General features: G+C 65.8%; 15 protein-coding genes. 7 read left to right on the plus strand and 8 right to left on the minus strand.

The annotated features are described in order from the left end of the window. Positions 1-151: 151 nt before the first annotated feature. Complete coding sequence (locus tag ACMV_RS07035; RefSeq protein ID WP_013639982.1) at positions 152-628, plus strand: hypothetical protein; 477 nt, start codon at positions 152-154, stop codon at positions 626-628. Then, positions 576-2,681, plus strand: coding sequence for a sigma-54-dependent Fis family transcriptional regulator (locus ACMV_RS07040; protein ID WP_231844503.1), 2,106 nt, complete (start codon positions 576-578; stop codon positions 2,679-2,681). Before ACMV_RS07035 ends, ACMV_RS07040 begins: the two co-directional genes overlap by 53 nt. Before the next feature lie 43 nt (positions 2,682-2,724). Here the strand turns inward: ACMV_RS07040 and groEL are convergent, their stop codons facing one another. The 6 genes from groEL to ACMV_RS07070 form a co-directional block, all read right to left on the minus strand. Then, on the minus strand, positions 2,725-4,359 hold the full coding sequence (gene groEL / locus ACMV_RS07045; RefSeq protein WP_013639984.1) for a molecular chaperone GroEL: 1,635 nt from the start codon (positions 4,357-4,359) through the stop codon (positions 2,725-2,727). 44 nt (positions 4,360-4,403) lie between these two features. After that, a complete protein-coding gene (locus tag ACMV_RS07050; protein ID WP_013639985.1) occupies positions 4,404-5,426 on the minus strand; it encodes an amidohydrolase family protein in 1,023 nt (340 codons plus the stop codon). 77 nt (positions 5,427-5,503) lie between these two features. Next, positions 5,504-5,872, minus strand: coding sequence for an MmoB/DmpM family protein (locus tag ACMV_RS07055; protein ID WP_007421823.1), 369 nt, complete (start codon positions 5,870-5,872; stop codon positions 5,504-5,506). 23 nt (positions 5,873-5,895) lie between these two features. Beyond that, positions 5,896-6,951, minus strand: a complete 1,056-nt coding sequence (locus tag ACMV_RS07060) for an aromatic/alkene monooxygenase hydroxylase subunit beta (protein WP_007421822.1) — start codon at positions 6,949-6,951, stop codon at positions 5,896-5,898. A gap of 42 nt (positions 6,952-6,993) precedes the next feature. Further along, positions 6,994-8,061: an NADH:ubiquinone reductase (Na(+)-transporting) subunit F gene (locus tag ACMV_RS07065; RefSeq protein WP_231295393.1), complete on the minus strand. Its 1,068-nt coding sequence runs from the start codon at positions 8,059-8,061 to the stop codon at positions 6,994-6,996. Between the two features lie 107 nt (positions 8,062-8,168). Then, positions 8,169-9,836: an aromatic/alkene/methane monooxygenase hydroxylase/oxygenase subunit alpha gene (locus ACMV_RS07070; RefSeq protein ID WP_013639986.1), complete on the minus strand. Its 1,668-nt coding sequence runs from the start codon at positions 9,834-9,836 to the stop codon at positions 8,169-8,171. A 498-nt stretch (positions 9,837-10,334) separates the two neighbouring features. Between ACMV_RS07070 and ACMV_RS07075 the strand changes: the two genes are divergently transcribed. The 4 genes from ACMV_RS07075 to ACMV_RS21155 are packed head-to-tail and all read left to right on the plus strand — an operon-like array spanning position 10,335 to position 12,460. After that, entirely contained in the window at positions 10,335-10,805 is a 471-nt protein-coding gene (locus ACMV_RS07075; RefSeq protein ID WP_011942202.1) for a hypothetical protein, read from the plus strand. Further along, the gene (locus tag ACMV_RS07080; RefSeq protein ID WP_007421817.1) at positions 10,802-11,110 is read left to right on the plus strand and encodes a hypothetical protein; all 309 of its coding nucleotides are present in this window, start codon (positions 10,802-10,804) and stop codon (positions 11,108-11,110) included. Before ACMV_RS07075 ends, ACMV_RS07080 begins: the two co-directional genes overlap by 4 nt. A gap of 16 nt (positions 11,111-11,126) precedes the next feature. Next, positions 11,127-12,257, plus strand: a complete 1,131-nt coding sequence (locus ACMV_RS07085; RefSeq protein WP_013639987.1) for a WD40 repeat domain-containing protein — start codon at positions 11,127-11,129, stop codon at positions 12,255-12,257. Between the two features lie 26 nt (positions 12,258-12,283). Beyond that, complete coding sequence (locus ACMV_RS21155; RefSeq protein WP_011942204.1) at positions 12,284-12,460, plus strand: hypothetical protein; 177 nt, start codon at positions 12,284-12,286, stop codon at positions 12,458-12,460. Positions 12,461-12,467: 7 nt separating this feature from the next. Here ACMV_RS21155 and ACMV_RS07090 read toward each other — a convergent pair whose 3' ends face one another. Continuing rightward, complete coding sequence (locus tag ACMV_RS07090) at positions 12,468-12,776, minus strand: ribbon-helix-helix domain-containing protein (protein ID WP_007421813.1); 309 nt, start codon at positions 12,774-12,776, stop codon at positions 12,468-12,470. 246 nt (positions 12,777-13,022) lie between these two features. Between ACMV_RS07090 and ACMV_RS07095 the strand changes: the two genes are divergently transcribed. After that, a complete protein-coding gene (locus ACMV_RS07095) occupies positions 13,023-13,418 on the plus strand; it encodes a VOC family protein (protein ID WP_007421814.1) in 396 nt (131 codons plus the stop codon). 15 nt (positions 13,419-13,433) lie between these two features. Here the strand turns inward: ACMV_RS07095 and ACMV_RS07100 are convergent, their stop codons facing one another. Next, a complete protein-coding gene (locus ACMV_RS07100; protein ID WP_011942207.1) occupies positions 13,434-13,637 on the minus strand; it encodes a YgaP family membrane protein in 204 nt (67 codons plus the stop codon). Between the last annotated feature and the right edge of the window lie 102 nt (positions 13,638-13,739).

Below are 13,739 nucleotides of genomic sequence, written 5' to 3' on the forward strand. Positions count from 1 at the left end.
CGTTACCTGAATTGCCGAAGCGGGGCATCCGGATACCACCAATTCATCAAACATCCATCGTACCTGAAGCAGTCGTCGGACGAGATAGCGGCTGATCCGCAGGAAAAATGAACGGCGACACAGCGGCCTGAGGATTCTTGTGGGAGGAACCATGGTCACCATCGTCACCAAAACCCAGGGCCCGCGCCCTGAAGACGTCCGGATGCGGGAGATTCTCCGGCGCAACCAGGGAACGATCACGCGCATCGCCGACCACATCACCGCCGGCGGCTACTCGGCGCGCAAGGCACCGAAGCCGGCCCCCGAGGCCAGCGGCCTGATCATCAGCACGGGCGCTGCCTCGCGCCCCGACACCACGGCGGCCGCCCCATCCGTGCGGATCAGCGTGAATGGGCGTGTCTGCCTCGTCGACGGGAACACCGGCTACCAGTTGCATCACCTGGGAACCCTGCAGCGGCGTGGCGGCGAGGAGATTTTCGTGCTGGCCACCGATGCCAACGGATTCATCGCGCCCGTGGCGCCCGAGATCGCGGCGCCGCTCGGCACGCTGGACGGCACGCGGCTTTCCCCGTCCTATGGCGAGGACGAACTGGCCGCCGAAATCGGCGTTCGGCTGGGCATTGGCTGACGCGATCTCCGCGCCGCGCCGCGCGACCCGCCCGCCGGACGACCTGAAAGGCGGCGATGCGGCGGCACGCGGGCCGCGCACGGAGGAGTTCAGCACCCCCTACGACGAGCACACCACGATGAAGGCGTGGGAATGCCTGCTCTCCGGCGAGGCCGGGGACGGGCAGCGCCGCTTTCCGGTGCGGCCGCTGATCGGCGATTCATGGTCGCGTTGCGCCTCCTGCGGCATCGATGCGCGGCAGCGGGAAGCTCCCCTGAACCACGGCATCGATGCGCTGATCGAACAGAACCGGGACCTCCTCGCGGCGGCCCGGCGCAGCTTCGGCACGATCGGCCGGCTGCTCGACGGCACCGGCGCGATGCTCGTCCTCGCCGACCGCAACGGCGTGCTGATCGATGCGATCGGCGACCGGCGGACGCTGCATGACGGCATGGACATCAATCTCTCGATCGGCGGCAAATGGACCGAGGATGTCGTCGGCACCAACGGAATCGGAACGGCGCTGTGGGCGGGCGCGCCGGTCTTCGTGCATGCGGCCGAACATTTCTGCGCCGGCATCAAGAGCTGGACCTGCGCCGGCGCGCCGATCCGCGAACCGTTCGACAACAGCATCATCGGCGTCGTCGACCTGTCCGGCCATCCGGACATCTTCCGGCCGCACAATATCGGCCTCGTCGCCGCGGCGGCGCAGGAAATCGAGAAGGCGCTCGCCGAGCAGCGCAACGAGGAGCGCGCGCGGCTGCTGGAGGCATTCATCTCATCCGCGCCCGAATATCGGCGCAGCGACGGATTGCTGATCGTCGATCATCGGGGGCGGCCGATCTATTGCCACAACGTCGCCGAAAGCACGCTGCGCGCGTTCCGCGCCAACCCGCCGACGCCGGCGGCGGAGCGGCGCCTGGTGCGCTTCCTTGAAAGCGGCAACGGCGCTGAACTCGACAATGACGCGATGCTCGCGCTGCAGAACTGCCATTTCAGCCCGCTGCAGGCGGATAATGGCATGCGCGGTGCGGCGCTGGTGTTTCCGACGCGCGAGGCCCGGCCATCCCCCGCGGCGCGGCGCGCCGATGCGGATGCCAGCGACAGCCAGGCCAACTGCATCATCGGCGAAAGCCCGGCGCTGCGGCGTGCGATCGAGATCGCCAGCCGGGTGGCGGCGACGGCGGACGTCACCTCCGTGCTGATCGAGGGGGAAACCGGCGTCGGCAAGGAACTCTTCACCCGGCTGATCCACGGCCGCACCCGCCATCGCTCTGACAGCCCGTTCGTGACACTGAACTGCGGCGCGATCACACGCGAGCTGTTCGGCAGCGAACTCTTCGGCCATGTGCCAGGCGCCTTTACCGGCGCGAGCCGGGACGGCAAGCCGGGCGTGTTCGAACTCGCGAATGGCGGCGCGCTCTGCCTCGACGAGATCGGCGAAATGCCACCCGAGATCCAGCCCTTCCTGCTCAGGGTGCTGGAGGAACGGGTTGTCCGGCGCCTCGGCGACAGCCGGGCCAGGCCGGTGGATGTGCGACTGATCGCCTCGACGAACCGCGACCTGCGACAGGAGGTCGAACAGGGACGCTTCCGGCGCGACCTGTTCTACCGGATCAGCGCGGTGACCATTCACGTCCCGCCGCTGCGCGAGCGCGGCGACGATGTGCTGCTGCTGATCGAGCATTTCAATTCCCGGTTCGCAGCACGCCTCGGCACGGCCCCGCTGACGTTCGCCGCGGAGGCGCTCGATATCCTGCGCGCCTATCGCTGGCCGGGCAATGTGCGCGAATTGCGCAATCTCGTTGAAAAGCTCCACATCCTCTGGCGCGGCACGCGCGTGGGCCCGGAGGACCTGCCGGCGGAATTCCACGCCCGGCCGGAGGAGCCCGCCCTTTTGCCCGCAACAGCGCCGCGGCCGCACAGCATCGAGGAAGCCGAGTGCCAGGCGATCCGCGACGTGCTGCTCGCGGAAAAGGGGAACCTGAGCCGCGCCGCGCAGAAGCTCGGAATCTCGCGGCCGACGCTCTACCGGAAGCTCGACCAGTTCGGAATCAGGCGCGGCTTCGTCTGAACGGCAAGGGCGGCCGGAATCCAGCCGCCCTTGACGCCGGAGATCATGCGCGGCCGAGACGCTCGGCGCCGCCGCCGCGGGCGGGAGACGCGGTCGGGTCTTCCTCGTCCTCACCCAGATCGCCCACCAGCGTTTCCGTGGTCAGGATCAGCTTGGCGACCGAGGCGGCGTTGCGCAGCGCCGTGCAGGTGACGCGGACGGGATCGATGATGCCGGCATCGTACATGTTCTGGAACGTGCCGATGGCGGCATTGTAGCCGAAACCGCCATTCACCGCCGAGACCTGGGCGACCACGTGGTCGGGGTCGCCGCCGGCATTGGTCACGATGCGCCAGAGCGGGCGGGTGAGGATGGAGCGGACGAGCTTCACCCCTTCCGCGACATCGCCGCCGACGCCGGCCAGAACCTCGTCGAGCACCGGGCCGATCTGCGCCAGCGCGGTGCCGCCGCCGGCAACCACCCCCTCCTCGCTCGCGGCGCGCACGGCGGCGAGCGAATCCTCGATCAGCTGGATGGTGCGCTTCTGCTCGACCGGCGTCGCTCCGCCGGCATAAAGTATGGCGGTACCGCCGGAAAGCTTCGCGAGGCGCTCGCGCAGCTTGTCCTGCTCGATATTGGGCGGGGCGACATCGTGCATCCGCTGCACCTGCGCCCGGCGCGCGGCGATCGCCGCCGGATCGCCGGCGCCGCCGATGATCGCGGTGTGCGTCGCACTGGTGCGCACCCGCTCGGCGGCGCCGAGATCGGCCGCCGTGACGTCCTCGACCCGGCCGCCAAGATCGCGGGCGATGACGCGGCCGCCGGTGATGATGGCGATATCCTCCATCATCGCCTTGCGCCAGTTGCCGTATTCGGGCGGATGCACGACGAGGTAGCGGCCCGGCCCGTCGCGCCCGAGCAGGCTGACGACGACCTCCGGCGCCACCTCCTCGGCGATCACGAGAAGCGGGCGGTGGGCGTCGGCGGCGAGCGCGCGCGCCGCATCGAGCGCATGGGGATCGCGGATCTTGAGATCCGTCATCAGGATCAGCGGCCGTTCGAGCACGGCTTCCATCTTCTCCTGATCGGTCACCATGTGATGCGAGATATAGCCGCGATCGAAGGACATGCCTTCGACGACCTCGAGCGTCGTTGCGGTGGTCACGCTGAAGTCGGTGGTGATCACGCCCTCGGCGCCGACGCGCGCGAAGGCCTCGGCGACCAGCGCGCCGAGATGCGGCTCGGTTGCGGCGATGTTGGCCACCGCGGCGAGCATGCCGTTGCCGGAAGCCGGCCGGGCCGCTTCCTTGAGGGACGATGCCACGCGCTCGACCGCGAGATCGATCCCGCGGATGAGATCGACCGCGCGGGCGCCGCGCTCGCTGGCCTCGACGCCGGCCTGGACGAGCGCGTTGGCGAGCACGATCGCGGTGGTGGTGCCGTCGCCCGCGAGTTCGTTGGTCTGCATCGAGACCTCTCGGACGACCTGCGCGCCCATGTTCTCGAACCGGTTCGGCAGCTCGATCTCCACCGCGATGCTGACGCCATCGCGCGTGACCATCGGCGTGCCGATCGGCCGGTCGATCATCGCGTTCATGCCTTTAGGCCCGAGCGTGGGCTCGACGGCCGCCGCGAGCCGGCCCACACCGCGGGCCAGCGCACGCCGGGCTTCGGAATTATGCAGAAGCAGCTTAGCCATTTTGTCTCCCTTCGGCCGATGGCCGGCGTGCTGCGTGGACCGGCCTATTCGGCGGCGACCGCGAGCGGCGAGGCCGCAAGCGCCGCCTTCTTCGCCGCGATGTCGATGCCGTAGAGCTTCGCGGCGTTGAGGCCGAGGATCTTTTCCTTGATCGCCGGGGTGAGGTCGATGCCGCGCTCCTGCTTCACATCTTCAGGCAGCTCGAAGTTCCAGAATTTCTCGACCAGCCAGCGCGGCGTCCAGATCGCGTAGTCGGAGCCGAACAGGATGCGGTCCTCGCCGAGCCAGAACAGCAGCTCGCCCATGATTTCGGCGAAGTAGCGCGGCCGGGAATGGATGAAGGGCAGGACGACCGCGAGGCCGCCATAGACGTTGGCCTCCTGCACCGCGATCCAGCAGAAATCGTCGATGCGCGGCTGGCCGCAATGCTCGACCACCCAGTTGAGATTGGGGAAGTCGGTCGCCGCATAATCGACGTCGTGAACGTCGAAAGCGTCCTTGCTCAGCGGGATGATGGTCGGGCCCTTGTGGACGTGCATGTTCCTGATGCCGAGCTTCTCGCAAAGCTCGAAGCATTTGTATGCCTCGGGATCGTTCAGACGCCAGCCGCGGGAGGCTCCGTTCCATTCGGCGGTGTAGAGTTTCACGCCCTGGATATTGTATGTTTCTTTCATGTAATGGATGTATTCGAGCGCCTTCTCGCCGTCCCGCGGGTCGAACGCGCCATTGACGATGAAGCGCTCGGGGTAGCGGGCGGCGACGTCCGCATTGCGTTCGATCGTGTTGAAACCTGTCTTGTAGAAATCCTTGAGGTAGGTCGACTGCACGATCGCGACATCGTCGGGGCCGTCGATGAAGAGGTCGCGATAGAGATCATCGGCGCTGTATTTCTCGAACTTCTCCTTCGGCCACAATTTGTCGGCGGGGCTGAGCGCGTTGTGATAGGCGAAGAAGCATTCGATGAACTGCTTGCCGTGAATGTTGCTCTGGTTCGCCGGGCTGCCGTCCCAGAAATGGGTGTGGCCGTCCACGATGAAGATTTCCTTACCCTCAGGCGTTACGAACATGGTTTCCTCCACGTGTTGATTGCTTGCTGGGCGGCGCGCCACGCGCTTGCCGCGCGGGCGCGCCGGAGTGCCGCGGTTCAGATGTATTCGAAGACGTCGTCCATGTTGCCGAACAGGATCACGGTGTTGTCATCGACGCGGACCATGCGACCGTAATGCGTCGAGGTGTTCACCTCGAAGATTTCCGCCGTCATCTCGCGGCCGAGATAATCGCCGATCTCGTCCATCTTGAAGATCAGCTTGCCGTGACCGTCGATACGGATCAGCGCCGGCTGGTAGGTGACGGTGACGCCGGGCTTGTCGCTCATGAATTCGGCGATGGCGCGGGCCTCGACCGAATCGTTCATGGTGACACCGCACTGATCCGAGATCGTCTGCTCGAAGGTGATGTCCTTCATCTGCTTGAAGATGGTCGAATGGGTCGCGTCGCGTGCTGCTGTTGACATGATGTTATCTCCTGTGCGGGGCGTCAGGCGAGGCCGAGTTCGCCGAGGATCTTGCCGATGCGCTCCTGCGACTGCGCCCTGACATCCTGGAACGAGACGGGTTTGGAATGGGGCATCGACCAGATCGGTTGCAGGCCGAGGGCCGCCTTGTCGGCGAGGGCGCGGTGTTTTTCGAGCCAGCCATGGAGAATCGCCCGGTTCTCGCCGCCATGTGTCTCGTCGTTGGCGAGGAGGTAGATGAGGTCGATCGTGTTCGCGAGGTTGCGTTCGTAATCGGCCTCGGCGGCGGAGATCACCGGCGGGGTGACGAAATCGTTGTTGGCGGCGGCGACCTGCATCAGGAAGCCGGAGCGGAACAGCTCGCCCACCAGCGGCTCGAAGACGATGTTGATCGCGAAATACTGTTCGAGATAGTCGCTCGACCCCATGATCGTCTCGACCGCCTCGCGCGTGCCCTGCCAGATCGGGTCTTCGAGCCAGGCGACCTTGCCGAGCTCGTCGTTCCAGCCGGGAATGTCCATGCCGATTTCGGCGAGGTAGAGCGTGATGTCCTGCGCGAGGCGCATCTTGTAGGATGAGTTGGTCAGCGTCGCGTTGTTGATCATCTGCGTGTAGCCATAGCGCTGCGCCTGCATCAGCGAGGTGCCGAGCCCGAATTCGGCATGTTTCCAGGCGCCGAGATGGGTTTGCAGGATGCGCTGCCAGGCCTTGTCGAAATTCGCCGGCGCGCCGGCGCGGCGGGCATTGGCGATCACGCTCTGCACCATGGTCTCGATGCGGGACTGGCGCTGGTAATGCGTGCGCTCCCATTCCTGGTCCGGCGCGCGGAAGGCATGCCAGTTGCTGCTTTTCAGCGCCGTGGCGTCCTTCACATAAGCACCCTTGCCGTTGGCGAAGGAGATGATCCAGTTCTGGATCAGGTAGCGCTCGGGATCGGGCTGGACATCGACCGTGACGTCTTCGTAATGGGTGGCGCGCTTGCCGCGCGGCTCGAAATAGCGGTAGCGGCGGCTGTCGGAATCCGCGAAGATCGCCGCTCCCGCGGCACCCGATCCGACTGAACTCGACAAGGCTGGCATTGTTTCTCTCCCTGGGTTTCGGTTGGCCCGTGCGGCGCGCGATCAGTGACCGGCGGGTACGGGAACGCTCGAGGATGTGGTGAACCTGTCAAAGAAGACGCGCTCGTTTTCGAAGCCGTTCATGAACAGCACCGGCTGCAGCGCATCGATCATGGGGGGTGGTCCGCAGGCATAGACGTCGCCCTCGCCGTCGATGCCGAGCGCCTTCAGCCTGGCGTCGACACATTCATGCACGAAGCCGCGTTCGCCCTCCCAGCCGGCATCGCCGCTCGCGTGCGAGAGAACGGGGATGAATTCCAGCTCCGGGTGGCGGTCCGCAAGCTGCGCGATGCGGTCCAGATGGAACAGATCCTCCCGCGTGCGCGCGCCGTAGAAGAAGTAGACCGGCCGGCTTTCGCCGCTGGCGAAATGGTCGTTCAGGATCGACCAGATCGGCGACATGCCGGAGCCGGCGCCGACCAGGATCAGCGGTCCGGTTCGTCCTTCCCGTCGGAAGCAGGTGCCGTAGGGCCCGGTGAGGGAGACATCGGCGCCGATCCTGATTCCGCCGCTGTCGAGTTCTCCGGAGAATTTTCCTTCGGGATATTTCTTGATGATGAAGGAGAGGCTTTTGGTTTGGTCCGGCGTATTTGCCATGGAAAACGAGCGCGTAATCGTCTCCCCTTTTTCCGTGGTGACGGTAATGTCGACATATTGTCCGGCCCAGAACTTGATCGGGGAGTCGAGGTCGATCGTGATTCCGCGAATGTCGTGCGTCAGCCGCGAAATCTCGCTGATCCGGCCGCTGAAGGTCCGCACCGCGATCGACCGCGACAGAACCTCCTCGTCATAGTTGAGAAGCTCGACCTCCATGTCGGAATAGGCGATCGCGCGGCAGAGCAGGATATGGCCGCTCTCCCGCTCCGTGTCGTTGAGCGCGAAGGTCGAGTACCTGAGCATGTCGACCTCGCCATCCGTCAGGATGCACTTGCAGGCCGAACACTGGCCCTCCTTGCAGCCATGCGGCAGGGCGATGCCCTGGCGGAACGCGGCGTTGAGCACCGTCTCGCCATCCTCGACCTCGAACTCGACCCCGACCGGTTCGAGCCTGACCGTATGCGTACCACCCATCTGGCCGATCTCCCGAAAGTCCATCACGCTCCGGCTGGGTTGCCGGAGATGTCGCGTTGAGAAGGAAGCGGGAGCCGGGGCGAACGGCTCCCGCGAAGTGCGCCGGATCAGTTGAACGGCGTGATCGTGAAGCCCGCGCGATATTCGGCGATATGCTTCGCGCGATCCTCCGGGCTCATCTCCCGCAGCAAGGTGAGCGGCGAGAGCAGGGTGTGGCCGCGCACGTCATCGAGCGTCCACAGTTCGCTGTCCTCGAAGCGCAGATGCGGCTGGGGCACCAGGGTCTTGCCGTCGGAGCGGACGAAGTTGAGATCCTTGATCGCGTCCGCGAGATCCCAGCCGTGATAGACCGTCTCCCACTCGCGCTTGCCGCTGAAGCGGCCCATCGCGGGGGTCGGGCGGCCCTGATATTCGTCGGCGAAGGCCTCGACGGCGGTCCAGCGATCGAGCTCGTGGGCGAAGGTGTGCAGCTTGCCGTCGATTTCGTCGACCACCATGTCCTCGCGGATCAGGCAGGGGACGAGGCAGCTCCAGCAGCGATGCGGATAGACGTAGCCGACATCCTGGTTGAAGGTGATGACCGTCTCGCCGCGATGGCTGAGCTTGTCGTACCATTTCCAGAAATCGCCGAACTTCGCGTACCAGCCGGGGTATTTGTGTTCGAACCACTCGAAGTCCGCCTCGCGCTGGGCCTCGATGCGCCAGAAGTTCACCGGCCAGCCGACGGCGAAGAACTGGGCGACGTGGTGGACATAGAGCTTCTCGGTCAGCCGCTTCCACGCGGCCTGGACGTCGTCGTGATGCACCTTGATGCCGTATTTCTCGAGCGGCAGCATGTAGGTGCGGTAGTAATCCTCGAAGATCCAGCGGTGCCACATCTCCGCATAGGATTCCTTCGACTTGTCGCGATTGGTGGTGCCGTATTCGATGAAGGTGCCGATCGCGGCATCGACGATCGCGTGGTTCTGCCAGAAGGCGTAGCGCAGGTCGCGTTCGAGCAGGAGATGGTTGTCCGGCTCCTTGAGGGCGGCCATCAGCATCGAGTGGCCGTTGCCGATATGCCGGCTCTCGTCGGACTGCACCGAGAGGAAGACGGTCGGCAGCGCGTAGTCGCCGTTGCGGGCGGCCTCGGAGGGCATGGCGACGAACAGCGTGTTGGTGAACGCGGTTTCAGCGACGACGGTGAGATACATGCAGGCGGCGGTCATCGTGTCGCCGGTGATGAACCCCTCGCCGAACTGGCGGCCGATCGTGGTCGCGTAGCATTTGCCGAAGGCTTCCTCGGTGATGTCGAAGCCCGCCGGGTCGATGTAGTTCTCCATGTACCATTTCTTGAGGTTCATCTGGATGGTCGAGTGGCGGAACTCGTCGACCATCTGCATGGTGAACCCGGTGCGCAGATCCTCGCCCGGCGCGAGGCGCGCGACCATCGCCATCGAGCGCGCCGCCGAGATTTCCGGGAAGGGGATGATCGCCAGGAACAGCTTCATCCATTCGACCCAGCGCGGCTCGACATTGCGGAACATGTCGCCGCGCAGCGCCGCATCGAGCGCGCCGTAGACGCGGTTGTCCTTCTCTTCCTGCATCGGGAAGTAGGAGCGCAGCACCTGCTTCATCGGATCGCGCGGTGCCTTGGTGATCTTGTAGTCCGTCGGGAAGGTCATCGCTTCCTGGACATAGGTCGGGTTCCACCCGAGGTCGGAAATCTTCCTGGTCGCCTCGCCGACGGATATGCCGCGCTGCGAGGTAATCTTGTTGAGCGTCAAGGACGTCATGTCTTCAAACCTCCACCTTGTTTGCGCCCGGGTCCCCTGACCCCGGCGGAAAGCGGCCACACACGCCGCCGTTCGAGTTGTCGACGGGATCGAGCCCGCCCAGTGGATCACGGCAAAGGTCTGCGAACGATCCGGTCTGGCAACGACGAACGCGCGTCGGCCGCCAGCCATGTTTCCTCCGTTCCTTCGTTCTTGTGGCACCGCGCCTGGCGCGATGGGTTTCTTCTGCCCGATGTTCTGCAAGTCGTGTGCCAAGCGGGGCGGGCCGCGCAAAGCCGGCGCCAGGGCCGTTTAGGACACAGGGCGGCACTGCGCCGGACACATGGGCTGTAAAGAAATCTTACACCTGTAAATGACAGCTGTAATACTGTTGTCATTCCGAACATCTTCATCTTTTTCTATGAGTTATCAAATTGACTTTGCCGCGGACCGGAAGCTAAGTCTTGGCCCCAGAAGATCGGCGCGGCTCTGCCGGCCGATCGGGCCGAGGAGACGAAGGTGTCCGAAAAGAAGCGGCGAACCCGAAATCCGGCTGCATCCACGTGGAACGAGGACGACGCGGTCGATCAGCTCATGCGGCTGATGTCGCGCGATCTGGTGTTCACCATGACATTTCTCGGCGAGAGCCAGCATAGGATGCAGCGGCATTTCGAGACATTCATCACCGATGCCCTCGCCGCGGCCGGAGTGACTCAGGAGACGCACCCGATGATTCGGCTGTTCATCGAGCGGCATGCCGCCCTGCTGCGGGAATTCGTGTTTTCCGGCGTGGCACTTTCACGGCAGTTCGGGATCGGCGAGATCGAGCGGCTGATCGGCGATGCGTCGTCGCTGCTGCGGATCGATATCTGGGACCAGCTCAGGAGCCATATCGAGATGGCGGAAACCCGGTTCCGCGCCCAGCTTCCCGACCTGCCGCGGCAGCTCGCCGATTTCGAGGCGCCCGCGCCGCCGGAGGCCAGGCCATGAGCGGCGCGATGGCCGAACGGCGGCGGCTGTTGGGCCGCCGCCTCGAACTCGTCGGCGTGATGTGCGGGCTGAATGCCGAGGCATTGCGCGTATTGCAGAACCTTGCCGCCATCGAGATCGACATCCAGCGGCTGGAGGCCGAGGACGATGGCGATGCGCCGCCGGCGCCGGAGCAGTTGCGCGCCGCCACCGATGAAGCCGCCGCGCTGCGCGATGCGCAGGCCGCGTGCGAGATGCGGATCGAGACGGTGGAGGCGGAGATGTCCGAGATCGACCGGTTGCTGGCGGCGATGACGGACGACTGAACGGAGGAAAGGTGCGATGAACCAGGCTGGCCCGCGAACGCTCACCCTTTTCGACCTGCTCGGACGCGTCTGGCACTGCAGCGCGCCGGCCGGCGCGCTGTGCTTCGGCGGCGATGGGACGGCCGTCGCCTTTGCCTGCGCCGACGGTACGGTGGCGGTGGCTGCGATCGAGGATCCCGAACCGCCGGAGACGCGGATCCGGATCAGCGGCGATGTCGGGCAGGCGACGATCCGCCCGCGCGCGCGACCACCCGCACCGCTTGCCATCTCGCCTTCCCTGCATGACGGCGCGCCGCCGATCGCGGCCGGCGATGGCGGCGGCTTTCTGGCCGGCACGCGGGACGGCGAGATCGTCGTGCTGGGGGCGGACGGCGCGGTGCGCGGCACGCGGGCGCGGATCGACGGCCCGGTGATCGCGCTTGATCATGCGGCTGCGGTGGCGATCACCGCGGTCGCGGGCAGCGACGCCGTGCAGCTGTGCCAGGGCGTGGGTGCGCTATCCGACGAGCTGGCCGACGATGGCGAAGGCGAGATCGTCGGCATCCGCCTCTCGCCCTCCGGACGGCATCTCGCCATTGCGCGGAGCGAGAGCCTGAGCATCGTGGCGATCGACGGCAGCGGCCGGGCGCCGATGGTGTTTGGCCTGCTGTCGCGCCCGCTGTCGCTCGCCTGGCGGGAGGACGAGGCCTGGCTCGCCTGCACGCTGGCCGAGGGAGGGTTCCTGATGATCGATTGCGAGGGCGGACGCAGCGGCACCGTCACCGGGTTTCCGATGGCGACGCGCGATGCCGCCTGGAGCGGGCCGGCCGCGGCGTTCGTGGCATCCGGGGCGTTTCGCGTCGCCGCCTGGTCGATGGCGACGCCGCCGCTCGATGGCGACATGACCGGCGCGCTGGTCAGCGGCCGGGCGGGGCTGGTGGCGGTGGAGAGCGTTGCCGCACATCCGGCGCGTCCGCTCGTCGCGGCGGGTTACGCCAACGGCCAGATCCTGCTCGTCCAGATCGGCGGGCGGGACGAACTGCTCGTGCGCCCCGGCGGCAGCGCGGTGACGGCACTCGGCTGGTCGGCTGACGGGCACCACCTCGCCGCCATCGGGGCGGACGGGATGGTGAGCATCATGGCGTTTCCGGACCGGATGTTCAAATGACCACAGGCGGAGAAAGGGAGACGGACATGCAGGTGCAGATGACCGACGAGGAACGGAGCAAGGACGAGTTCTTCCAGCGCGTTGCCCAGCTTTCGGAAGAGATGGTGGCGCGGCACGGGCGGGAATTCACGATGGGCACGCTTGTGCTCGCCGCGCGCTGGATCGCGGAGAACCGGATCGGCAGCGAGACGGCGCCGTCCTGACGGCGTTTCAGGGGCTCCGCCGGCGATAGAGAATGCACGCGGCGCGCAGCAGCGAGGCGAGATTGTCGATATCGCCGAACCAGTCCTCCGCCTCATCGTGGAGCAGGGCGATCAGACGCGGGACGGAGACGCCTTCCGCCGTGGCGATCTCGCCCAGCGCGTCCCAGAAGACGCGTTCGAGCCGCACGCTGGTCGACCGGCCGGAGAGCCGGACCGAGCGGCTGGTCTGGGCGAAATCCGCAGGGTCGCGGCCTTGCAGAAGATTGCACATCGTTCCTCCCTGCCGCCGCCTTGGTGGCGCCGGCTTCGGGTTCATGACCCGGTTCAGGCACAACCCGTGCAAACGCGGTGCCAGCGCGGCAAGGACAACCGGAACCGAAGGATTTCGTGCCGGACCGGTGATCGGCGCCTGGCGCTCGCTGCTCAGAAACGGAACGATCGTGCGCGGGTTCTGTTCTGCTTCAGGTCAAAGCCGGGCCGCCGCGGAAGCCGCGGGATGGACGGGTTGGGCTGCGGGCGGGACGCCCGTATAACCCGCATCGGAGAAAAGGAGAGACGACGCATGGCCAAAGCGATCCACAGCATGATCCGCGTGCTCGACGAGGCGCGCTCGATCGCGTTCTACGCGCAGGCTTTCGGCCTGGAGATCGCAGATCGGCTCGATTTCGACACGTTCACGCTGGTCTACATGAGCAATGCGGAAAATGATTTTGAACTCGAACTGACGATCAACAAGGGCCGCACCGAACCCTATGCGCTCGGCGATGGCTATGGCCATATCGCCTTCTGCGTCGACGATCTCGACGCCGAGCACGCGCGGTTCGACGCGGCGGGCTGGGCGCCGCGCAAGATCGTCGAGTTCAGGCGCGACGGCACGCTGCTCGCGCGGTTCTTTTTCGTTGCCGATCCGGACGGATATCAGATCGAGGTGCTGCAACGCCACGGCCGCTATCGCTGAGCGGCCGGGGACGGCTCAGCGGAAGGCGCAGCCCGGCTTCATGCCAAGCCGCCGCAGCAGCATGGCGGCGGGGCAGAAGCCGGTGATACCGGCCTGGAACAGGTTGAGCCCCACCAGCGCGGTGAGGACGTAGAACCACGGGCTCACCAGCCAGCCCAGCGCGAGACTGAGCAGCACCATGAAACCCGCGAAGCTGAGAACGGTCTTGTCCACATTCATGACAGCATGTCCCTTGCCCTGGAGCACTTTCCGATCCTGCTGGATCGGATGTCGTGCTCCATCATATTGATAACCTGAGCATCCTTATCCGATCAGATGACG

The sequence above is a fragment of the Acidiphilium multivorum AIU301 genome (assembly GCF_000202835.1).
In the GTDB taxonomy this organism is placed as follows: domain Bacteria; phylum Pseudomonadota; class Alphaproteobacteria; order Acetobacterales; family Acetobacteraceae; genus Acidiphilium; species Acidiphilium multivorum.